The organism is Shewanella holmiensis, from assembly GCF_025370255.1.
GTDB classification, from domain to species: Bacteria; Pseudomonadota; Gammaproteobacteria; order Enterobacterales; family Shewanellaceae; genus Shewanella; species Shewanella holmiensis.
In genome coordinates this window covers 325523-349198 of record NZ_JAMTCD010000001.1, presented here as the reverse complement: position 1 = coordinate 349198, position 23676 = coordinate 325523, and the positions used below count along the sequence as shown (strand labels likewise).

General features: G+C 39.8%; 15 protein-coding genes. 7 read left to right on the top strand and 8 right to left on the bottom strand.

The annotated features are described in order from the left end of the window. Positions 1–140: 140 nt before the first annotated feature. From NE535_RS01460 to hrpA, 3 genes are all read left to right on the top strand, one after another. Complete coding sequence (locus NE535_RS01460) at positions 141–1157, top strand: isoaspartyl peptidase/L-asparaginase family protein (RefSeq protein WP_425347434.1); 1017 nt, start codon at positions 141–143, stop codon at positions 1155–1157. 294 nt (positions 1158–1451) lie between these two features. Beyond that, complete coding sequence (locus NE535_RS01455) at positions 1452–1868, top strand: CBS domain-containing protein (protein WP_261296911.1); 417 nt, start codon at positions 1452–1454, stop codon at positions 1866–1868. Between the two features lie 99 nt (positions 1869–1967). Continuing rightward, entirely contained in the window at positions 1968–5879 is a 3912-nt protein-coding gene (hrpA, locus tag NE535_RS01450) for an ATP-dependent RNA helicase HrpA (RefSeq protein ID WP_425347431.1), read from the top strand. Positions 5880–5945: 66 nt separating this feature from the next. Here the strand turns inward: hrpA and NE535_RS01445 are convergent, their stop codons facing one another. From NE535_RS01445 to ackA, 4 genes are all read right to left on the bottom strand, one after another. Next, the gene (locus tag NE535_RS01445) at positions 5946–6170 is read right to left on the bottom strand and encodes a hypothetical protein (RefSeq protein WP_261296909.1); all 225 of its coding nucleotides are present in this window, start codon (positions 6168–6170) and stop codon (positions 5946–5948) included. 693 nt (positions 6171–6863) lie between these two features. Next, positions 6864–7301, bottom strand: a complete 438-nt coding sequence (locus NE535_RS01440; RefSeq protein WP_261296908.1) for a nuclear transport factor 2 family protein — start codon at positions 7299–7301, stop codon at positions 6864–6866. A 439-nt stretch (positions 7302–7740) separates the two neighbouring features. Beyond that, positions 7741–9888, bottom strand: coding sequence for a phosphate acetyltransferase (gene pta, locus NE535_RS01435; protein ID WP_261296907.1), 2148 nt, complete (start codon positions 9886–9888; stop codon positions 7741–7743). Between the two features lie 221 nt (positions 9889–10109). Beyond that, a complete protein-coding gene (gene ackA / locus NE535_RS01430; protein WP_261296949.1) occupies positions 10110–11312 on the bottom strand; it encodes an acetate kinase in 1203 nt (400 codons plus the stop codon). A gap of 185 nt (positions 11313–11497) precedes the next feature. On the opposite strand from ackA, the gene yfbV reads away from it, so the two are divergent. Next, complete coding sequence (gene yfbV, locus NE535_RS01425; RefSeq protein ID WP_261296906.1) at positions 11498–11941, top strand: terminus macrodomain insulation protein YfbV; 444 nt, start codon at positions 11498–11500, stop codon at positions 11939–11941. Between the two features lie 40 nt (positions 11942–11981). On the opposite strand, the gene pflA is transcribed toward yfbV, so the two are convergent. Together pflA and pflB are read right to left on the bottom strand one after the other, a co-directional pair. Further along, positions 11982–12719, bottom strand: coding sequence for a pyruvate formate lyase 1-activating protein (gene pflA / locus NE535_RS01420; RefSeq protein WP_261296905.1), 738 nt, complete (start codon positions 12717–12719; stop codon positions 11982–11984). Between the two features lie 87 nt (positions 12720–12806). Further along, positions 12807–15089 carry a formate C-acetyltransferase gene (gene pflB, locus NE535_RS01415; RefSeq protein ID WP_261296904.1) on the bottom strand — a complete coding sequence of 761 codons (2283 nt, stop codon included), beginning with the start codon at positions 15087–15089 and terminating at the stop codon, positions 12807–12809. 614 nt (positions 15090–15703) lie between these two features. Here pflB and focA point away from each other — a divergent pair. Continuing rightward, the gene (focA, locus tag NE535_RS01410; protein WP_261296903.1) at positions 15704–16627 is read left to right on the top strand and encodes a formate transporter FocA; all 924 of its coding nucleotides are present in this window, start codon (positions 15704–15706) and stop codon (positions 16625–16627) included. A gap of 638 nt (positions 16628–17265) precedes the next feature. Here the strand turns inward: focA and cysK are convergent. Next, positions 17266–18231, bottom strand: a complete 966-nt coding sequence (gene cysK / locus NE535_RS01405; RefSeq protein ID WP_261296902.1) for a cysteine synthase A — start codon at positions 18229–18231, stop codon at positions 17266–17268. A gap of 378 nt (positions 18232–18609) precedes the next feature. Between cysK and NE535_RS01400 the strand changes: the two genes are divergently transcribed. Together NE535_RS01400 and NE535_RS01395 are read left to right on the top strand one after the other, a co-directional pair. After that, positions 18610–19731, top strand: coding sequence for a beta-ketoacyl-ACP synthase III (locus tag NE535_RS01400; protein ID WP_261296901.1), 1122 nt, complete (start codon positions 18610–18612; stop codon positions 19729–19731). A 16-nt stretch (positions 19732–19747) separates the two neighbouring features. Beyond that, a complete protein-coding gene (locus tag NE535_RS01395; protein ID WP_261296900.1) occupies positions 19748–20980 on the top strand; it encodes a response regulator in 1233 nt (410 codons plus the stop codon). 14 nt (positions 20981–20994) lie between these two features. Here the strand turns inward: NE535_RS01395 and NE535_RS01390 are convergent, their stop codons facing one another. Then, positions 20995–23448, bottom strand: coding sequence for an EAL domain-containing protein (locus NE535_RS01390; RefSeq protein WP_261296899.1), 2454 nt, complete (start codon positions 23446–23448; stop codon positions 20995–20997). Positions 23449–23676 lie beyond the last annotated feature (228 nt).

Sequence of the window (23676 nt, the reverse complement as noted above, 5' to 3'; positions counted from 1 at the left end):
AGGTACTTACTGATTTATACACATCTTGTTTATATTGTCGCTAGAAAGCGTTAAAGTCGCAAGGCAAACAATAGGCTGAATTAACGCTAAGAGGAATAATAACAATGAAAAATAAGCTATTTTGTCGTTTTAATGCTGGAATGGGCATCGCTTCATTACTAATGGGGCTCAGTTTTAACGTATATGCTAATGACGATAAGCCGTTTTCAATCGCTATTCATGGCGGAGCTGGCACGATTAACGAAGCCGATTTAAGCGAAGTTCAACAACAAGCTTATCGAGATAAATTACAACAAGCGATTAATGCCGGACATGAAATTTTAACCAAAGGCGGTGACAGTTTAGATGCCGTTCAAGCCGCCATTAATGTATTAGAAGACAGCCCACTATTTAACGCAGGGGTGGGTGCGGTTTATACCTTCGATGGAAAACATGAATTAGATGCATCCGTAATGGATGGACGCAACATGTCTGCAGGGGCGGTTGCGGGTGTCACTCATATCAAAAACCCTATTAATTTAGCTCGAGCCGTGATGGAGAATTCTCCCCATGTCATGCTTTATGGCCAGGGGGCTGAAGAGTTTGCCATTACTCAAGGCATGACGTTTGTATCAAATCAACACTTTGATACGACGCATAGATATAACCAACTTCTCGATGCCAAACAAAAAATTATTAAATCTGAAGCGAAAGATCATGATTACCAAGCCTCGGTTAATCAACTTGATGCCAACTATAAATTTGGTACCGTGGGCGCGGTTGCGCTTGATAAGCAAGGCAACCTTGCCGCAGGAACCTCTACAGGCGGCATGACGGCAAAACGATTTGGCCGAATTGGCGATGCCCCAGTGATTGGTGCGGGTAATTATGCCGAAAATGGCACTTGTGCTATCTCAGCAACTGGACATGGTGAATACTTTATTCGATACAATGTGGCAGCCGATATTTGCGCACGAGTAAAATACCAACAAAAATCGATTATTCAGGCTGCTGATGAGGTTATCAACCAAAGATTAGTCACCGCGGGCGGCACCGGCGGAGTCATTGCGATTGATGATAAAGGCAATATTGCCACTCCCTTTAATACTACGGGGATGTATAGGGCAACTAAAGTCGGTGACCAACCAACTAATGTTATGATTTGGCGTGATAAATAATTAAATAACTTAACCAGAGTTCAGCTAAATACATAAGTGTTGTGGTTAAGTTTTAGGGCTAATCGATTCATTCGATGATATTGATTTATTTTATTTTGCTGCTGTTTAATGATTTTTGACTAAACTTAACAATAAGCATGGTGTGATCACGTGCTCGTAAATAAGTTGGTTTTTGATGAGAGAGCTTACTAGTATTGAGTATTCTCAAAGAGCCTACAAAAACAGTCTCCCAACCCTATGCGCTAAACATGATTTTATTAGGGTTGGTTGGTAAAATCATTATGGGGAAATAAAATGGATTCTATTAAAATTATCGATTATATGGATAAACGCCCGGTGTTGCTTAAAGCCAATATGTCTATTGCAGTGGCGGTTGAAAAGTTACTGACCAGTAACCGTCCAGGCGCCCCTGTGATTGGCGAACAAGGCGAGTTAGTTGGCTTTTTATCACAACAGGATTGTTTGGCCGTGATGCTAAAAAGCAGTTATCACTGTGACTTAACCAGTACGGTTAAAGATTGTATGCGAACAGAGGTGTTAAGTGTTGGCCCGCAAGACAGTATGCTGCATTTGGCAGAACAAATGACAGGTGAGAAACCTAAGATTTATCCTGTTGTCGATCAAGGTAAGGTTGTTGGTGCAATTACACGCCAGGATGTCCTCAAAGCGATGAACACCTACATGCAACAATGTTATTTAACACCAGCGTAAAGTGATTATCGGCATAGGTGCCTAAAAAGCCACCATTCTGATACGCTTAAACATACCAATGTCTCCGCTTCCTTGCTAGGATCGACTATTTCAATATCGATGCTAGCCAAGGAAACAAATTTGAACGCGGATATTAAGCCACTCTCCAAAGCCTTCTTACAGCGTTGCGTGCAAACCGACGCGGCCTACATTCGTCGCCGATTGTTCCGTCTTAATAAGCAAAGCAACTCAGCACCCAAAAGTGAAGCGGCCAAACAAGCCGAAATGGCGGATCTTGAAGCGAGAGCAATCGCATCTGTTGAAAAAGTACAACAGCGCTTGAATAACCGCCCTAAAATACAATATCCCGATGATTTACCTGTTTCTCAAAAACGTGATGAAATTGCCAGTGCCATAGCAACGAATCAAGTCGTGATCGTTGCGGGTGAAACCGGGTCAGGTAAAACCACCCAGTTGCCCAAAATATGCCTAGACTTAGGGCTGGGTTGCCGAGGGATTATTGGTCATACTCAACCACGACGCCTTGCAGCTCGAAGCGTTGCCACCCGTATCGCAGATGAATTGAATAGTCCGCTAGGTGAGGTGGTTGGTTTTAAAGTGCGTTTTGCCGATGCCATAAGTGAAAATAGCTACGTTAAGCTAATGACCGACGGTATTTTACTGGCTGAGCTCACATCCGATAAGTATCTAAATCAATATGATGCAATCATTATTGATGAAGCACATGAGCGTAGTCTCAATATCGACTTCATTTTAGGATATTTAAAGCAAGTACTGAAAAAACGACCTGAACTTAAAGTGATTATTACTTCCGCCACGATAGATGTAGAGCGGTTCTCCAAGCACTTTGACAATGCGCCTGTAATTGAAGTGTCAGGTCGTACCTATCCCGTAGACACCCGATATCGTCCTTTGGTACAAGATGATGACGCCGATCGTGATGTCACCGATGGTATTTTTGCCGCCGTTGATGAACTGATTGCCGAAGGTCCTGGTGATATCCTTATTTTTATGAACGGTGAACGAGAAATTCGAGATACCGCAGACATGCTGCGTAAACAGAATTATCGCGATACTGAAATTCTTCCTTTGTATGCAAGGCTGTCTTACGGTGAGCAATCTAAAGTATTTAGCAGCCATATCGGCCGTCGAATAGTATTGGCTACCAACGTGGCAGAAACCTCATTAACGGTTCCGGGGATTCGCTATGTGATTGATCCAGGTACAGCCAGGATAAGTCGCTACAGTTATCGGACCAAAGTACAACGTTTACCGATTGAACCAATTTCCCAAGCCAGTGCTAACCAGCGTCAAGGACGATGCGGTCGTGTAGGCCCTGGGATTTGTATCCGCTTGTATGATGAGTCCGATTTTATTCAGCGTCCTGAATTTACCGACCCTGAAATTTTACGCACCAATTTAGCCTCGGTTATTTTGCAAATGTTAGCTATTGGTTTAGGTGATATAGCGGGTTTTCCGTTTATTCAACCGCCAGAGCAAAAGCACATTCGCGACGGATTTTTGTTGTTAGAAGAGCTACAAGCAGTCAAAAAACAAAAGGGTGATTTAGTGCTCACCCAACTTGGGCGTAATTTAGCTAAAATCCCCCTTGATCCTCGATTAGCTCGTATGGTGTTTGAGGCTAATCAACAAGGCTGTTTGCATGAAGCTCTAGTGATCACTGCAGGGTTATCAATTCAAGACCCACGCGAGCGCCCAATAGAGAAAAAACAAGCTGCCGATGAGTGCCATAATCGGTTTGCTGATAAAGATTCTGATTTCAGTAGCTGGGTAAAATTATGGGATCACATTAAAGATCAGAAGCGCGAATTGTCAGCTAGCCAATTTAGAAAACAATGTCGCGATGAATACCTTGCTTATTTACGTGTTCGTGAATGGCAAGATCTATATACCCAGCTAAAACAGGCTGTTCACGAATTAAAATGGCGCTTGAATGATACGCCAGCAGGTTACGATAATTTACATAAAGCCTTGCTAGCGGGTTTACTCAGCCATATAGGCTTTAAAGATGCCAATAATGAATACTTAGGAGCGCGTAATCGCAAGTTTTTTGTTTTCCCTGGCTCACCGCTGGCTAAAAAAGGCCCTAAGTGGATTATGGCAGCAGAGTTAACTGAAACTTCACGCTTATTTGCCCGTTGTTGCGCCAAAATTCAACCCGAATGGTTAGAACCATTAGCAACGCATTTAATTAAGAAAAACCATGTTGAACCGCATTTTGAAGCCAAAGCGGGTAGCGTGGTGGCATTTGAAAACCAGGTGCTTTATGGCTTAACCATTGTTAATCGTCGTCGAGTGCAATATGGCCCAATTGAACCTATTGAAGCCCGTGAGATTTTTATTAGAAGCGCACTTGCAGAGGGTCAATTACAAACTAAAGAAGCTTTCTTTGTTAATAATCAAAAGTTATTAGAAGACATTGAAAACCTTGAGCATAAATCAAGACGTCGAGACATTCTCGTTGATGAAGATGTGCTGGTAGATTTTTATGAGCCACGGATACCTGAAGGTATTTATAATGCGCCGCTATTTTTTAAATGGTGGAAAAAAGCCCGTATAGATCAACCTGAGTTATTGGATTTTAATGAAGATCTATTGATGCAGCGCAGTGCTGATCATGTTTCTGCGTTAGATTTTCCAGAAGTATGGCATAAAGGCAATTTAGCACTAACTGTTAGTTACCATTTTGAACCGGCAAGTGCTGATGATGGGGTGTCTGTTCATATTCCTGTTGCATTGTTAAATCAGATAGATGAGCAAGATTTTGACTGGGTGGTCCCCGGTCTTAGAGAAGAGAAAGTGGTTGCATTAATTAAATCACTGCCTAAAGCTTTAAGACGTAATTTTGTCCCCGCACCGGATTATGCTAAAGCGTGTGTGCAAGCAATGACACCGTTCGAGTTACCCTTAATAGACAGTTTGTGTAAGCAATTACTTCGCATGAGCGGGACGCGTATCAGCCCTGATGATTTTGATTTTAGCCAATTAACCGCCCATTTATTGATTAACTTCAAAATTGAAGATGATAAAGGTCGATTAGTCGCACAAGGTCGACAAATTGAGCCGTTAAAAGAGCAGTTGCAAGGTGTGGTAGCGAAAGCTATTCGCCAAGTGGCTGACAAAGGCATTGAACAGGAAAGTTTAACCTCATGGTCGTTTGGCAATTTGCCTGAACAATATCAACAACGAAAAGGCAACTACGAAGTAAAAGCCTTTCCTGCGTTAATTGATAATAAAGTCGATGTGGCAATTAAGCTGTTTGATGATGACATTGAAGCGGCTAAACAGCATCGCTTAGGGATCAGACGTTTATTACTCATCAATATTCCTTCACCGGTTAAGCATTTACAAAAATCCTTACCCAATAAAGCGAAACTGGCGATGTACTTTAATCCGTTTGGGCAGGTTCAATTGTTGATTGACGATATTATTCAAGCCTCAGTGCAACAATTGCTTGATCAAAAAAATCTGGATATTCGCAATGAACAGCAGTTTGAACAAGCAAAAGATTGGGTTAGACAAGAGTTAAATGTCACCGCGGAACATATTGCCTTGAAAGTTGAAAAGGTGCTGACAATTTACCAACAGATCAAAAAACGTTTGAAAGGTAAAATCAGTTTCGATATTGCATTTGCTATGAGTGACATACAAACCCAATTGGATAAATTGGTTTATAAAGGTTTTGTACAGGAATGTGGTTGGGATAAATTAGCGGATGTTGCTCGTTATTTATCAGCAATAGAAAATCGCTTAGACAAATTACCCGTTGATCCAAGTCGAGATAGATTACACATGCACAGTATTAGTAAGGTAGAAGGGATACTCGCTGCGCAACTGGCTAAAGTGCCTCGCTTGCAACCGGTGCCAGATGCGTTGATCGAGGCGAGGTGGATGATTGAGGAATATCGTGTGTCATGTTTTGCTCAAGTGTTAGGCACTGCATATCCTATTTCTGAAAAGCGTATTTTGAATCATATTAATCAAGTTTAAATCACTGTGATGATTAAAACTCAACCTCAATTTGTATTGTAAATTGAGGTTTTTTTATGGCAAGTTTTACCAACGCAAACGCTCAGACATAAGGCTTTGGCCATGATGCTCAATAATTTCACCTACAGATTGTTGATCAATCTGGTTAAGGGCTGATATTTCGCTAATCAGTCTGTCTTGGACATCTACAGGCATGCTCATATTATCCATAAACAAATGCATTGCTAAATTGTCTGCTTTAGCAAACAAATCAACTAATTTACTGGCTTCATACTCAACAAGTGTATTCATCGTAACTCCCTAAAACTGGTTGGGGTTATTTAAAATATAGCCTTAAAAAAACATTCTGTTATAACCATTGGAAGTAATGGAGTTTAAAAAATCATGTTGAGGGTATAAAAAGTGAATTAGAAAATGAAAGTCTTTCACGTATTTGATGGTATATTGCATTATTCAGCAATAAAAACATTCAATTCTGTAAGTTTTTTGTAATAAATGAGCTGTTAGGCTAGTAATGCGGATCCTTTGGTTGATATACTTGTCAGCAAGAAGAACGTGATTGGTACTCTTCTCTGTTAATAGGCAAATGTTACTGACAAAATAGTCAAAAAATAAACATACCTAGACCCTCAACGACCTGAAAAGATGATTGGAGTGATTATGGAAGTTCATGAATACGAAAACGCTTACTACCAAGTAAAAGACGACGTGTTAGAGTCATTACCTTCTGAAGAAGAGTAATAACTACTGAACTCGGAATACCAACCTATAGATTTAGGTTAACGCTCCAAGAGAAAATACAAGCACATTTAAAAATAGCAGCCTAGGCTGCTATTTTTTTATCTTTTTTAGGTTGGACATTTTACATCTTCAATTGAGCATTTAAGATGAGGTTGATGCAGGGATGAAATCTTTAGTTGTGTCTATGCTTGGAGCTTAAAGAATGGCCTGCAATCAGCAGGCCCATTAATATGGGGGAAATGCTTAACCGCCAATACGGCCTTTTTCCGGTAGCACTTCAATTATCACCCATTTATTACCGCGTTTTTCGAGGAGTAAGGTCCGATCATCTACCCAAGGTTTACCGCCTTTAAGTCCTTCCATTTTGACAATAATGGTCACTTCGTCAGTAAACTTGCGGAAAAAGTCGATATCGATTTCATCAATAGTCATGGTGACGTTTGTCATTGATAACCCTAGTACATGACGTTGTACTGATGAAGCAATATGGTAGTGTTCTAACACCTCTCTCAATTCAGCGGTGACATAGGGCAGGGCTTTACTGACATCTCTGTCGGTATAAATCGCTTCGAAAAAGCTAAGCGTGACACTTTCAGGTGTTTGTGGCGCTTCCGTTTTTTCGACGATCTTCTCACAGCCCAATAATGCCAATAAACTGAAAATTAGAATGAATCTATACATAAAAATATCGATAACCTTATCAAAACAACCTCGGGCAAAAGAGAAATTAAACGCAAACCCATACCAAATAGTGGGTTTGGTATAAAACTTAGCCAAATGAATAACTAATAGTATCTATAATTAATTTAGCACTAGCAAGGGTAGTGTAAAAATTGCTATGGTGAAAGTGTACTAATAACTAAACCTAGCCACGGCATTTACCTTAATAGCCGCTAAAAGTGTGCGTCTTAAAGGTTATCCACAGAATCTGTGGACAAGTATGTTAACGAATTAGCGCAATACATCTAACGCATTGTTTTTTATCGCTTATATTTCTTGGTTAAAAATTACCTCTTTCAGTAAATCACCGTAATAAAAAGCACTGTAATAAAAAAGCACTGCAATTACAGCAGTGCTTTTAAGTGTCTTTAATTTATCGACAAATTGCCGCTGAAACGGTTTATTTCGCTTCGTTTTGTGCTGCTTGGATGGCAGTTAATGCGATGGTGTAAACAATATCATCTACTAATGCACCACGAGATAAATCGTTTACTGGCTTACGCATCCCCTGAAGCATTGGGCCAATACTGATCAAATCAGCACTACGCTGAACCGCTTTGTAAGTCGTATTACCTGTGTTTAAATCTGGGAATACGAATACGGTAGCTTTGCCTGCTACTGGGCTATTTGGTGCCTTAGACTGGGCCACATTTGGCATCACGGCTGCATCGTATTGTAGTGGGCCGTCAATGATTAAATCTGGACGTTTTTCTTTCGCAATACGTGTAGCTTCACGTACTTTATCCACGTCAGAGCCTGTTCCTGAGGTTCCAGTAGAGTAACTGATCATTGCCACACGTGGCTCGATACCAAATGCTGCTGCGGACTCTGCAGACTGAATTGCGATGTCGGCTAATTGCTCTGGATTTGGATCCGGATTAATAGCACAGTCGCCATAAACAAGTACTTGATCAGGCATCAACATGAAGAAGATTGACGACACTAGGCTTGAACCTGGCGCCGTTTTAATTAACTGTAACGGTGGGCGGATAGTATTAGCCGTGGTGTTAATTGCACCTGATACAATACCATCTACTTCATCTTCTGCTAACATCATGGTGCCTAAAACCATGTTGTCTTCTAATTGCTCTTTGGCAACGACTTCGGTTAATCCTTTATGGCGACGTAGCCCAAGCATTGGCTCTACATATTTGTCGCGTGCCGTTTCTGGGTCGATAATTTCAACACCTTCACCTAATACGACATCTTGAACCGAAGCGATACGCAAAATTTCTTCTCTGTTGCCTAGTAATACACAGCGGGCAATGCCACGCTCTGCACAAATCGCAGCTGCTTTGATTGTACGAGGTTCTTCACCTTCAGGTAGAACAATGGTCTTACGTGCTGCGCGAGCAAGTTCTGTTAGCTTGTAACGGAATGCTGGTGGCGATAAGCGATGCTCGCGGGTTGAATCTTGAGTCACACTTTCAATCCAGCTTTGATCTATATGGCTGGCAACGTACTCTTGTACTTTTTCCACACGCACAGAATCGTCCACAGGGACTTCATGATCAAATCGCTGAATATTGAGCGAGGTTTGCCATGTATTACTGTCAATTAAGAAAACAGGTAAGCCAGTATCGAATGCTTGCTCACAAAGCTTCATGATTTCAGGTTCAGGTTCATAACCACCTGTGAGTAGTAATGCGCCAATTTTTACGCCGTTCATTGCCGCTAAACACGCCGATACAATGACATCAGAGCGATCACCTGAGGTCACCAACAATGAGTTGGTTTTAATATGATTAACCATATTAGGGATCGAACGGGCGCAAAATGTTACCCGACGCATACGGCGGGTATGCATTTCACCAGCATTGATGATTTTGGCATTTAAATGCTTAGCTAAATCCGATGCTCGTGGTGAAATTAAATCTAAGTTGTATGGCACACTGCCGAGAATACGTAATGGGCTTTTTCCTGGTAGTTGGAACATACCTGCAGTATCGCCAATTTTGATGTCATTATGATCAAATACTTCAGATAAGTCGGGACGAGCACGACCTTCTTCATCCGTTGGTGCACCAATTTTGTTGATAACTGCGCCAATAACACGTTTATTTTTAACACCACCCCAAGAGTTGTAAGCAATCTCTAAACGGTTCATTAAGCCATTTGGGGTGTCATTGCCAGGCGTTGCAATAAATACCACATCAGCATCAAGTGCTTTGGCTATTTCGTAGTTAATGTCATCTGCAAATGGATGACTGCGAGTAGGTACTAAGCCTTCAATTACAATCGTTTCAGTATTTGTGGCACATTCTGCGGCTCTGGCAATAATTTGTTCCATTAACACATCTGTTTGCTCAGAACGGATTAAGGCTTCAGCATGATCCATGTTAAATGGCTCAAGAGGGTTAACCGTAGGCGACTTGCTTAAGATAGTTGTTGAACGTTCAGGGCCTTTATCGCCCGATCGAATTTGAGCAATCGGTTTGAAAAACTGCACTTTAACGCCTTTACGCTCAAGAGCACGTACCATACCTAAACTGATCGATGTTAAACCCACGCCTATTCCGATTGGAACCAGCATAATATTTCGAGACATAAAAACCTCTAATAATGTAATGTTTACTTAACCTTAACTCGGGTTAAGAGATAAATGGCGTTCAGACAGCCTAAGTTCAATTGTTATCGAGCCAACTTGAACGTTGTGCTGATAACAGGTAAATGCATGCGTCTGTGGTTAGTCTTTAGTCAGACTTCTTCTGTCACGCAGTGAGTGATGCAAATACCTGTTTGTCATATATTTAAAAATCAGACTTGCCGTTACTTCGCAGAAATCAACTTAACCGCATCTTCAGCAATAACCCACTCTTCATTGGTTGGGATCACCATCGCGATAGGGCTATTATCCGCAGTGATGATGCCATCATGGCCAAAACGTGCAGCCTTGTTTTTAGTTTCATCAACAGTGAAGTTAAATATAGCTAATAAATCCAATACTTTTGCACGAATGATGTCAGAGTTTTCACCAATTCCGCCAGTGAAAATAATCGCATCTAAACGTCCTAGTGGCACGGTATAAGCCGCAATGTATTTGGCTAAGCGGTAACAGAATATCTCTAATGCCAATGTGGCGCCTTTATGGCCATCTTGATAGCCTTCTTCAATACCACGGCAATCATTGGTTAATTCAGATATCCCTAAAAGACCACTTTGCTTATTCAATAAATTGTTAACTTCGGTAAGGGTATAACCTAGTTGGTCGACTAAATGGAAAATAATAGACGGGTCTAGGTCGCCACAACGTGTGCCCATGACCAAACCTTCAAGTGGAGTTAACCCCATTGATGTATCAACACTTTTACCACCTTTGATGGCTGTAACAGAAGCGCCATTACCTAAGTGAGCTACGATAACATTGGTTTCTGAAATCGGTTTGTTAAGCACTTTCGCCGCTTCACGACTAACATATAAATGGCTGGTACCATGCATGCCATAACGACGAATACCATGTTCACGGTAAAGTTTATATGGCAGGGCATAAACGAAAGCTTTTTCAGGCATAGTTTGGTGGAAAGCAGTATCAAATACTGCGACTTGTGGTAATGCTGGGAATGATGCCATCGCCGCACGAATACCAATCAAATGAGCAGGGTTATGTAATGGTGCAAGTGAGGCACAGTCTTCAATGCCCTGAATAACATCTGGAGTGATAATGACTGAACGGGTAAATTTCTCGCCGCCATGTACAATACGATGACCAATAGCTTTAATTTGTGCGGCTAACTCAGGTTGGCCAGCTAGAATCGTCTTAACAATATATTCAACAGCTTCACGATGCGCGGTAAATGCGCCTAATTTAGCTTCGTTTTTGCCGCCTTGAGCTTTCCATTTTATACGCGAGTCTTCAAGACCAAAGCATTCTGCTAAACCAGAAATGTGTTCTTCACCGGATTTTGCACCAATAACGGCAAATTTAAGCGATGAACTGCCACAGTTTAAAACTAATACTAAATTATCTGACACTTGGTTATCTGACATAATTAGACCTTAATAAGCTTAATCAACAATTTTATAGAATGCACCGCCTAAGCGATGTTTGGCAGTGCATTGGTATCGTGTTAGCCAATATCATTTTGGCTGTTTATTTGGGACAAACTTACTCAATATGCTATTGTTTAAGCATGTTCCACCATGTTAGGTAATTCTCATTGGTACTCAATGTTGTCACGCTAATTCGCGACGGTAAAAAATACATGTCAACTTGGCCTATGGTGCGCCAGTTAGGCTTTTATTTTCCTGAATACCGAGTGGTAAAAGCGACCCAAACTGCCTTTTGGGCAATGCCATTTATTGCGCTGTTTGTCGCATTTAGCCAAATTTATGTATTAGGTTGGGCACATTTGCCTCAAACCTTAGCGATGACCTTACTTATCATCAGCTTGCCCATTCAGGGACTATTATGGTTAGGGTGGCGTGCTCGTCATCCATTACCCTTAACCTTATTTGATTGGAGTAACCAGTTGAGTCAAAAACTCAATCAAATGGGGGTTACTTGCCAACCTTTAGGTGCCAAAGCGTGTTACTTAGATTTGGCTGTACTGCTTAATATTGCCTTTAAACGCTTAGATCAACATTATTGGGACGAGCTATAACAACATAGCGAAACCTAAAGGCTAATGTATTCAAGGGTAGTTAAAAATAGGCAGCTATGCCACGTTCAGTAAAGACTTGTTGAATGGATAACATGGTTTCTTTACTGGGTGGCGACACGTTTGCTAAAGGAGATGTTTCGCCAAAAGCCTGCCATTTATGTTCACCAAGTTGGTGATACGGTAATAATTCAACTTTTTCTACGTTTGACATTGGTTTAATAAACTCTGCTAATTTGATGGCCGATGCCACATCATCAGTAAAGCCATTGACGACGACATAACGTATCCAAGTTTTTTTGTTACGCTCTGCTAAGTATTGTGCAAACTGTAACGTACGTTGGTTACTGACTTTAGTAAGCGTTATGTGGGTTGGATCATCCATTTGCTTGATGTCTAGTAATACAAGATCGGTATTATCAAGCAACTCATCAATAATAGGCTCGTACTTTCTCACAAAGCCGTTAGTGTCTAAACAAGTGTGGATGTCGTGTTGTTTACAGGCTTTAAAAAGCGCCGCAACAAATTCAGCTTGTAAGATAGCTTCACCACCACTAGCAGTAACACCCCCGCCACTGGATTCTAAAAATGGGCGATAGGTCATGATTTGCGACATTAACTCATCAACTGAGACCTCTTTACCACCTTCTAAATCCCACGTGTCGCGATTATGACAATATTGACACCGCATTAAACAGCCTTGCATAAAGGCAATATAACGAATGCCGGGACCATCTACGGTGCCAAAAGATTCAATTGAGTGAATACGACCCATTGTCATAACAAACCCTTTAAATGATGAATATCTATAAATTGAGCAAAGAAAAAAGCTGTATCGAATATTCGATACAGCTAATTTTAGCAGAGTTTATAAACCTTTAGTGAAGGTTCTGGTGATAACATCTTGTTGCTGTTCAGGGGTAAGCGCATTAAAGCGGACTGCGTAACCCGATACGCGAATCGTTAATTGTGGATACTTGTCTGGATTAACGATGGCGTCCTCAAGCATTTCACGGTTCATTACGTTCACGTTTAAGTGTTGGCCACCTTCTTGACGATCATTGTGGGTGAAGTATCCATCCATCAATGCAGCAAGGTTATTGCGGCGTGCAGTGTCTTCTTTACCTAATGCATTTGGCACAATAGAGAAAGTATACGAAATACCATCTTGTGCATGTTCAAATGGTAATTTACCTACAGAGGTTAATGAAGCTATTGCGCCATTTTCATCTCGACCGTGCATTGGGTTAGCGCCAGGAGCAAATGGTGCACCAGTACGACGACCATCTGGTGTGTTACCGGTTTTCTTACCGTAAACTACGTTAGAGGTAATGGTTAAAATAGACTGTGTTGGAATGGCATTGCGATACATTTTTCTGTCGCGAATTTTAGCCATAAAACGCTCAACTAAATCACAGGCAATATCATCAACGCGTGCATCATTATTACCAAATTTTGGATAGTCGCCTTCAATTTCAAAATCGACAGCGATACCATTTTCGTCGCGAATCGGCGTGACTTTGGCATATTTAATGGCTGAAAGTGAATCCGCAGCAATCGATAAACCGGCAATGCCGCAAGCCATAGTACGGCGAACATCACGGTCATGTAACGCCATTAATGCCGCTTCGTAAGAATACTTGTCATGCATGAAATGAATGGTGTTTAACGCAGTGACATATTGGGTAGCTAACCAATCCATTTGCGAATCTAAACGTGACATAACATCATCAAAATCAAGCACTGAATCTGTGATTGCTGCCGTTTTGGGTGCAATTTGTGTTTTCAGTTTTTCGTCAACGCCACCATTGATTGCGTATAACATGGTTTTCGCTAAGTTAGCGCGAGCGCCGAAAAACTGCATGTGTTTACCTACAATCATAGGGCTAACACAACAGGCAATAGCATAATCGTCAGATTGGAAATCTGGACGCATTAAGTCGTCATTTTCGTACTGAATCGAGCTGGTATCAATTGATACTTTGGCACAGTAACTTTTAAAGCCATGTGGTAATTGAGTTGACCAAAGCACAGTAATGTTTGGCTCAGGGCTTGGGCCCATGTTGTATAGCGTATGCAAGAAGCGGAAGCTTGATTTAGTTACAAGCGTACGACCATCAACACCCATACCAGCAATAGATTCTGTTGCCCAAATTGGGTCGCCAGAGAATAGTTCATCATATTCAGGAGTACGTAAGAAACGAACCATACGTAACTTCATCACAAAATGGTCAACCATTTCTTGTGCTTGTTGCTCAGTAATCACACCATTATTGATATCACGTTCAATATAGATATCTAAGAACGTTGATGTACGGCCTAATGACATTGCTGCGCCATTTTGACTTTTTACTGCAGCAAGATAACCAAAATAAGTCCATTGAATGGCTTCTTTAGCTGAGGTGGCTGGTTTTGAAATATCACAGCCATATTTAGCCGCCATCACTTTCATTTGAGCAAGTGCACGATGCTGCTCTGCAATCTCTTCACGAAGTTGGATAACGTTATTAAGATCTTCACCCGCTTCCATCTGCGCTTGCAATGATGTGAACTGGGCAAGCTTGTCTTGCATTAAATAATCGATACCGTATAAAGCAATACGACGGTAATCACCAATAATGCGGCCACGGCCATAAGCATCAGGTAAGCCGGTTAAGACGCCTGATTTACGACACGCCATAATCTCAGGAGTATAAACATCAAATACACCCTGGTTATGGGTTTTACGTAACTCTGAATAGATGTAGTTAATGTCGCTGTCTAATTCACGGTCGTAAGCTTTGCATGAACCTTCCACCATACGAATGCCGCCATTCGGTAGCATGGCACGTTTAAGTGGAGCATCAGTTTGTAAGCCAACAATGGTTTCAAGCGACTGATTGATATAGCCTGCATCGTGGGACGTGATGGTTGATACCATTTTGGTATCGAAGTCGATAGGGGCGTGGGTGGTGTTTTCTTGTTTGATGCCTTCCATCACTTTATCCCAAAGAGATAAAGTGGCGTCGGTAGCATCTGCTAGAAATGATTCATCACCCGTGTAAGGTGTGTAGTTCTTTTGAATAAAATCGCGCACATTGACTTCAGTTTTCCAGTCACCAGCGACAAAGTTATTCCACGCATTTGCAAATACCGTTGTTAGATCAGTCATGTTTATTACCTTTAAACTTAATGGATCGGTATGTCAGTCTGCTTGGCATTACTGCGGCTTTAACATCAGTCACACTAGCTTAGCTAACAGGCTGTAAAATTCTTTTCAGGTTATTGGTGCAATTGATTACAAGACAACCTGATTAATCTTGTCTTCTTTATAACGTCAAATCCATCAAACATGCTTGCACTGGATTATTATTTATCGACATAGACGTTAAAAGGATATTTACAAAAAAGCCCTATTTAATATTGGTAAGACCAATTTACCCTTGTATGATATCACAGCATTTTGACATTGCCATTAATTGACCGAAATTTTATAAAGGATTTGCTCAAAACTGTTAGCCAGCTAACAGTTTTGACACTATAATTCGCGCCCTTAGCAGGAATTAATTAACCTCTTGCTTATTGAATGTGCACTTATCTCTGCCATGAAGTTCATTTAAGCCGTTTTATTGTACATTGTTTGTTATCAAAAAGTTAATTTTAAATTGGTCTTACCAAATTACCCTGTGGTTTTTTGATATTAAAATTCGGTAAAAATAAGTATGTATGGCTTATTGATGGTAGTTCCGTTGTGCGAGTGAATAATGTTGTCATCGAGAGTGATTAATGAAAACTGAAAATAGCCAATCCCCTTTAGCGGCCAATCAACAAGTCGCCATGAAAGCCGAAACATCACTGTCGATCGCTGACGACTATGGCATGAAAAAAGTCCAAAAAGCATCATGGCAATCGTTTACTTTGGCAATATTTTCAGGGATGTTTATTGCCATTGCTTTTGTATTTTATATCTCTGTTACCACCGGAAGTGATGCAGGTTGGGGGATGACGCGTTTTATTGGCGGCATTGCTTTTAGTCTAGGCTTAATGTTGGTCATTGCTGCAGGTGGTGAGTTATTCACCAGCACAGTGTTAACCAGTGTGACCTGGGTGAACAAGCGAATCACCATGAAGCAACAACTACAATGCTGGGCACGCGTTTATGTAGGTAACATGGTTGGCGCACTGCTGATGGTATTGCTTATTATGCTAGGGCGATTATTTGAATTGGCTGATGGGCAATGGGGATTAACGGCGTTAAATATAGCGCAGCACAAGTTACATCACACTTGGTTGCAAGCATTTGTATTAGGTATTTTATGTAATGTGTTGGTGTGTTTAGGCATTTGGATGACATTTGCCACCAAAGACTTATTAACTAAATGCTTTCTAGTAATATTACCTGTTGCCATGTTTGTCGCTGCAGGTTTTGAGCACTGTATTGCAAACCTATTTATGTTGCCTTTTGGTATTGCTGTTCAAAACTTTGCCCCAGACAGCTTTTTTATGGCGTTAGAGATCAGCCGAGACCAATTTAGCGATGTTAACTTAACTAACGCTATTTTTAATAACTTAATTCCGGTGACATTAGGCAATATTTTTGGCGGGGCCGTTGTAATAGGTTTAGGTTACTGGCTGGTTGAAAACGGCAGTTTTTCAACGTTTAACACAACAAGCATCATAAAACCTACGGTAAAAACAGAAGCCGATTAGTGGTTTAGTTATTGCCCTCATTTCGAGTCTAATACAATAACAGGCTAGCAAGTACCATTAAGGTTCAGCTAGCCTTCTTTTTTGTGAGAAGAATATTATGTTTGTTTAACTTTTTTTCATTTAAAAAATACAGCCAAGTCTTTTTACGGTTATGCCATTTTATTACCCTTTGAGTCATTTGTACTGATTTAGACGAGGGTAAACCTAAAGCAGAGCAACCTGAAAGCTGACAGGGGCAAAAGCAATTTTTTGCGCTTCAAATTTAGCGTCAAATGCGGATATTTTTTTAGGGGACTGATAAAAAGGCATGTAATAAATAAACTCATTGAAGGGATGTTACGTTTAGTTAATTTTATCTGTTTTGTAAAAGATGTGTTTTGAGCTAGTTCGTGTTTATGGCGATGAGTGATGTTAGATAACGCTATATCATTAAACAACGTCTTTGCTAGAGGGGATAACTACAAGTATCGTTTAACTAACGGCATTAACTTTGAGTTGAATCCAGCATTTGCGAATATCAGAACATGGTGAAATGAAAATAAGCCAATACAAATGACTCAAATAAAAAGCCCGACATAAGTCGGGCCATTTGAATAATTGTTGGCTATAACGAGCTACTTATTATAGCAACCACACTATTATTGTACGTTTTCACTTTCACCAAATTCACCAGCAAATAACACTGATGATAAGTATCGCTCAGCTGCTGATGGTAAAACTACCACAATAGTTTTGCCGGCAAACTCAGGTAGCGCTGCAATACGGTTGGCCGCTACTACCGCAGCACCAGAAGAGATACCCACTAAGATACCTTCTTCTTTCATTAAGCGACGTGACATTTCAATCGCATCTTCATTGCTTACCGCTTCAACGCGGTCTACTAATGAAAGATCTAGGTTTCCTGGAATAAAACCAGCACCGATACCTTGAATTTTATGTGGACCAGGTTGAATTGGTTGACCAGCCTTGGCTTGAGCAATAACAGGTGAGTCAACTGGCTCAACAGCAACAGAAATAACTTCTTTACCCTGTGCCTTTAGGAAGCGGCTAGTACCTGTAATCGTGCCACCTGTACCAACACCTGCAACAAACACATCAACTTGACCATCAGTGTCATTCCAAATTTCAGGACCGGTTGTTTTTTCATGGATCTCTGGGTTAGCAGGATTACTAAATTGGCCAAGTACTAAGTATTTTGACGGATCTGATTGACGAATTTCTTCGGCCTTATCAATCGCGCCTTTCATACCTTTAGCACCATCGGTTAGCACTAAATTTGCACCCAATGCTTTTAGTAGTTTACGACGCTCAAGGCTCATCGTGTTCGGCATTGTTAGGGTTAACTTATAACCACGAGCCGCTGCAACATAAGCAAGCGCAATACCAGTGTTACCCGATGTTGGTTCTACTAACTCTACGTCTTTTGTTAATGTGCCTTTCTTTTCCGCATCCCAAATCATGTTAGCGCCAATACGACACTTAACACTGAAGCTAGGGTTACGAGCTTCAATTTTAGCTAACACGTTACCGTTACTTACACGATTTAAACGAACAAGTGGGGTATTACCTAAAGTATAGGAATTATCTTCGAAAATTTTGCTCATGGATTGTTTGCTCCTATTTTTGCATTATCTAATCATAAACATCCATTGGGAATTTAGAAGTGAATATTTGTTATTCTATATTCCTTTTGGTTATAAAAGGTGTTGCTGTTATTCTAAATTGCTATTCTTTGGTTGTTTTACAAACAGGTCGTGTCATTTGCTTTAGGGTATGGTCTGACCTTTCGGCTATTTAGCATTTATTTGTAAGAGTATTATCGAGTTAATACTAAAATATCCTTAATTGGCTAAATTAAGGTTTTTTCGATACCGTTTGCTTTTTTTATATCTTGTATTTCATCTCATTTAAGGTGCAAAGATAGCTGATTAACGGCTGATAGTTCAACATTTAGCTCAAACACATTAACAATGGTAAATATCATGATAAAAGTGGTTATTTCTGGCAGTGGTCTTTTTGTTCCTCCTTATTCTGTTTCTAATCAAGAGTTAGTCGAAAGCTATAACAGCTTCGTTGATTTATATAATCAACAGCATGCGGCATTAATCGACTCAGGTGAAAAGGCTGCTTTAGTGTATTCGACCAGTGAATTTATTGAGAAAGCGTCTGGGATTAAAAGCCGATATGTCATGGTAAAAGAGGGCATATTAGACCCTAACATTATGATGCCATTAATTTCGGATCAACCTTCAGAAGAGTTATCGTTACAAGCCTCTATGGGCATCGCTGCGGCAAAAGATGCACTGGCACAAGCCCAAGTCAATGCTGAAGACATTGACTTAATCATTGTAGCCTGTGCCTATACGCAACGTGCTTACCCTGCAATTGCTATTGAAATTCAACAAGCGTTAGGCACTAAAGGCTTTGCTTACGATATGTTAGTAGCATGTTCATCGGCGACATTCGCGATCGTCAGTGCAATGAATGCAATTAAAGGTGGCACTGCCAATCGAGTGCTAGTCATTAATCCTGAATTGACTTCACCTCAAAGCAACTTCAAAGACAGAGATAGTCACTTTATTTTCGGTGATGTGGCCACTGCAGTTGTTGTTGAAAGGCAGGATCTAGCCCAAACAGAACATGCCTTTAATATTTTATCTACCAGCTGCATGACTGATTACTCAAACAATATCCGCAGTAATTTTGGTTTTGTTAACCGTTGTGATCCAGAAAACAGTGCAACTGCCGATAAACTGTTTCATCAGCAAGGCCGTAAAGTGTTTAAAGAGTTACTGCCAATGATTTATCAGCATTTAGATAATCAATTTGCCGATGAGCAGATAAAGCCTGAAGAATTTAAACGCCTATGGTTGCATCAAGCAAATATTAATATGAATATGTTTGTAGTTAAGAAGTTATTAGGTGATGATGTTGAGCCACAGACAGCACCCATTGTACTGGATGAATTTGCCAATACGGCTTCAGCTGGGTCAGTTATTGCATTTAATAAATACAGCGATGATTTTGAAACTGGTGATTTAGGGCTACTGTGTTCTTTTGGTGCTGGTTATTCTATTGGCAGTATCGTACTAGAGAAATGTTAAATTGTAGGTGATTAAATTGAGAATATTGATAGTTGAAGACAGTGACGCGGTATCTAAAGTTCTTAAGCATTTAATTGCACAAGAGCTTGATTGTGATGTGGATATTGCTCCTGATTTGGCAACTGCGATAACGTTACTCGATGTTAATCAATATTTTGTGGTGGTGGCCGATTTAAATTTACCCGATGCTCCAAATGGTGAAATTGTCCGTTTAGTGCTTAATTCATATCACACAACATGTATTGTGTTAACGGGCAATCTAGATTCTCAGCAACGTAAAGAACTCCTCAAATTAGGCATCGCGGATTATGTGCTTAAAGAGAATCGATACAGCTATCAATATGTGGTTAAACTGATTTCTCGTCTAAAGCGAAATCAGCAAGTTAAAGTGTTGGTGGCCGATGACTCAGTTGTAAGTCGAAAGTTTGTGCGAGTTTTACTTGAACAACATTTGTTTAAGGTTATTGAAGCCAATGATGGCGCTCAAGCATTAACGGTATTGAAAGATCAGCCGGATATTCAATTATTAATCACCGATTATAATATGCCCAATGTTGATGGTTTTGAACTGATTTTACGGGTAAGAGAGCAATTTAGCCGTGAGAACCTCGCCATTATTGGTTTGTCGAATGACAATGATGAAAGTCTATCAGCGCGCTTTATTAAAAATGGTGCCAATGACTTTTTACAAAAGCCCTTTGTGCATGAAGAGTTCCACTGTCGGGTGCTCAATACTCTAGACTCACTTGACATGATCCGCAGTCTCTGGGAAACCGCTAATCGCGATTACCTCACTCAGGCATTTACTAGACGATATTTTTTCAAAAAACATCAAAATGAACAACAAGATAACAATGTGTTTTCTGTGGCACTTATTGATATCGACTTTTTCAAAAAAGTGAATGACACCCATGGCCATGATGTTGGTGATCAAGTACTTATTGAGTTTGCTAAGCGTTTAGAAATGGCATTTGGGCAACATTTTACCGTAGCAAGATTTGGCGGAGAAGAGTTTGTTGTGGCATTTAAAGGGTTAGATGCTGAGAAAACCCATACCCTGATGGATAAATTTAGACAGCAATGCGCGAATAAAGTTATTGATACCTCTATTGGGCCAATCACAATGACGTTCAGTTGTGGTGTGGCGACACTTCGCAGTGAAACCATTGACAGTGTTCTGCACCGTGCTGATGAATATTTATATTTAGCCAAGGGTGCAGGTAGAAACAGGGTTGTTTCTACCTGCTAATAATACTATTTGTATCAGTGTTGTTTTAGCATATTACACATCACTACTTTGGCTTGTTCTATAGATATTGAACCTAAATAGATGCCAGTTTTTCCAGTGACTACCATGGTGGATCTTGGGAAAAAGCAAAAGTGTGCTATTAATGAATCAATGGAAAAATCGGAATGACAAGTGTGTTCAACGGGTAACATTATTTGATGTGCCCGTTTACTTAACGTTAGCCTGTCATGAACCGTTTCAGCATCTGTATTTACATCAGGGCTTATTGCAGCGTTAATCTCATTTTGAGTAATAAACCCAATGCATTTCTTGCCTTTTAATACTGCAATCCTGTCTACTTCCTCAAGCATAGTCACAAAATCTTCAATTCTATCGTCAGGTTTGACGTGTAAAAGCGTTGGCATTAGCAAGTCCATTATTGAGGATATGTGAGTCTTCGTGGATATCAACGCGTTAAGTTGAAATTTTTCAACCGTTTTAGCGATATTGGCTACGGTGTGTTGATGGTCAGCTAATGATAATGGCTTACTAAAAAAATAGCCTTGAATATAGTCAACTTGTAACTCAAGCAGTATTGCAAATTCTTCTTTGGTCTCGACACCCTCAACGATAATTTTCCCCTGCATTGCATGAATAAATTGGGCAAACATTTTAATCATCAACTGCCTTTGCTTATCTTTAACAATACCTGTGGTGATCTCTTTATCGATTTTAATTAAACCAGCCGGTAGTTTAGTTAAACTGCCAAAAGAGGTATATCCTGAACCAAAATCATCAATGGCTAACACAATATTATTTTCATTGATGCGGTGAATGGCTTTTAAAATTTGTGGATTATCGGTAAATATAGCGGACTCGGTTAATTCAATGGTGATTCGGCTAGCTTCAATGTTACATTGATTAATCAGCTCGAGTGTCTCATCTAAAGTTGAGCGGTTTTTTGGACTATAGACCATAGAACGATTAATCGATAAACCTAAATTTTCGTTTTTTAGCACAGCGGATAACACCGGTAATTCAGCAATAGCTATAGAAGATATTTTCTGATCAATATCATGAATTAAATCAATTTCTTCAGCAATTTCGATAACTTCTTGAGTGCTGTATTCGAAAGAATAGTGTAATGTAAAGCGGGCTAAAGCTTCGACTTTTTCTATTTTAAAAGTGCGTACATTGATTATGGGTTGATATACAACATTGATATTATCTAACTCTAAGCACTCAAGAAGAGCCACTTCAAGTTTTGCTTTTCTACTATTAATTTGATTGACCCGTTTATCAAAGTACTTAATTTTATGGGTTTTGAATTCAATTGCATCGGTATTTATTGAGGCTAGCGCCTGGACGGCATGAGAAAGTAGTTTGGTATTATCTTCAGCATCGACATGATAAATTGATACACCTATATGGCATTGAACTTGTGTATGCTCACTTTGTTGATCATTTTTTAATAAGAGACTGAAAATATTAGTTAAATCTTTTTGAATATCTTTAACTATCTTTGATGAAACAAATAGACCGCAAATTTGATCATCATTTAGTATCCCTAGTTTTCTAATGCTTTTAAACATCTTCAATTTAGGTATTGACTGGCCTATTAACCAGCGTGAAAACACTGAATTTACTTTTGAGCTTGATAAAGTGTTAATAACGAAAACAACCAAACTCTCTTGATCTGTTATTTGCTTTTTTACCTGATCTATTTTGGCAAAAAAATCAATTTTGTTATACCAATCCCAATACATTTTTGCATGGGTAAACTGGGTCATTTCTGAGAGTGTAAAGTCGAGTTTTTTGAGCTGATAAATAAAAAGTGATTTATGTGAATCTTGGTTTGGATAATAGAAAATTTGTGCCTTAAAAGGGAGTTGCTGTTGTTGTTTGTTGTTAATCAGCATTTCACCTGTCCACGACCCATTATTTTCACAATCAAATAAATGCTCTTGCAGATCAGATGAACTTGTTGGTAAAAACGAAAACAAATTTTGCCCCAGTACTTCGTATTCTTCAAAGCCTAAACAAGGTTTCAGCAGTGAGTTAACAATAAGAATTCGATTTTGAGCGCCGCAAACAATCAATAAACTTCGAGCTTTGAAAAATAGCTCTTTAATGATTTTGATTTCTTCTTCTTGATTTGGCAGGATTAATTTAAAGCAAATTTCGCCATTTACTTTTTTTAGATCGCCCTGTTCAATAATGATTTCGGCCAAAACCTTCATTTTTGCAATATTAAAAACCAAATGGCAATGGACAGCTTGTTTGGTGTTTATCGCTTTTTCTATGTTTATTTTTAAAAAGTTGGCTTGGTTGGTGTCCAGTAATTCAACCAACTGTTTAAATTGAATACCTTCACTTTTGTGTGTACCTAGAATGATATTGATGAAGGGGTCACAGAAAAAACGTTTTTTTTCAATATCCCAAACCCAATCGAAAGATTTATTTAAAAGAGGCTCTGTAAATTCAGTCATGATTTTCCCTTGCATACTTGTAGATACCATTACTGTGTTAAAACAGGCAAGTGTTACACCGACAGAGGGAATTTAGTCTGTATCGAGAGGATGGATAAAACGCCGAGTCTATAATGGGTAGCATTTAATTTTTAATCATCCCTGACAACAAGCAAAATCCCTTAACCGCTTAAACATCCTTAATTTACAAAAGTTATAAATCAAATTGATCTTCCCCCTCAGTGTAGA

Bases quoted from the DNA above. Each gene is read 5' to 3' on its own strand.
- NE535_RS01440 (WP_261296908.1), bottom strand. From the start codon at position 7,301: ATGTATAGATTCATTCTAATTTTCAGTTTATTGGCATTATTGGGCTGT.
- hrpA (WP_425347431.1), top strand. From the start codon at position 1,968: ATGCTAGCCAAGGAAACAAATTTGAACGCGGATATTAAGCCACTCTCC.
- pflB (WP_261296904.1), bottom strand. From the start codon at position 15,089: ATGACTGATCTAACAACGGTATTTGCAAATGCGTGGAATAACTTTGTC.
- NE535_RS01455 (WP_261296911.1), top strand. From the start codon at position 1,452: ATGGATTCTATTAAAATTATCGATTATATGGATAAACGCCCGGTGTTG.
- pta (WP_261296907.1), bottom strand. From the start codon at position 9,888: ATGTCTCGAAATATTATGCTGGTTCCAATCGGAATAGGCGTGGGTTTA.
- NE535_RS01445 (WP_261296909.1), bottom strand. From the start codon at position 6,170: ATGAATACACTTGTTGAGTATGAAGCCAGTAAATTAGTTGATTTGTTT.
- NE535_RS01460 (WP_425347434.1), top strand. From the start codon at position 141: ATGGGCATCGCTTCATTACTAATGGGGCTCAGTTTTAACGTATATGCT.
- NE535_RS01400 (WP_261296901.1), top strand. From the start codon at position 18,610: ATGATAAAAGTGGTTATTTCTGGCAGTGGTCTTTTTGTTCCTCCTTAT.
- NE535_RS01390 (WP_261296899.1), bottom strand. From the start codon at position 23,448: ATGACTGAATTTACAGAGCCTCTTTTAAATAAATCTTTCGATTGGGTT.
- pflA (WP_261296905.1), bottom strand. From the start codon at position 12,719: ATGACAATGGGTCGTATTCACTCAATTGAATCTTTTGGCACCGTAGAT.
- focA (WP_261296903.1), top strand. From the start codon at position 15,704: ATGAAAACTGAAAATAGCCAATCCCCTTTAGCGGCCAATCAACAAGTC.
- cysK (WP_261296902.1), bottom strand. From the start codon at position 18,231: ATGAGCAAAATTTTCGAAGATAATTCCTATACTTTAGGTAATACCCCA.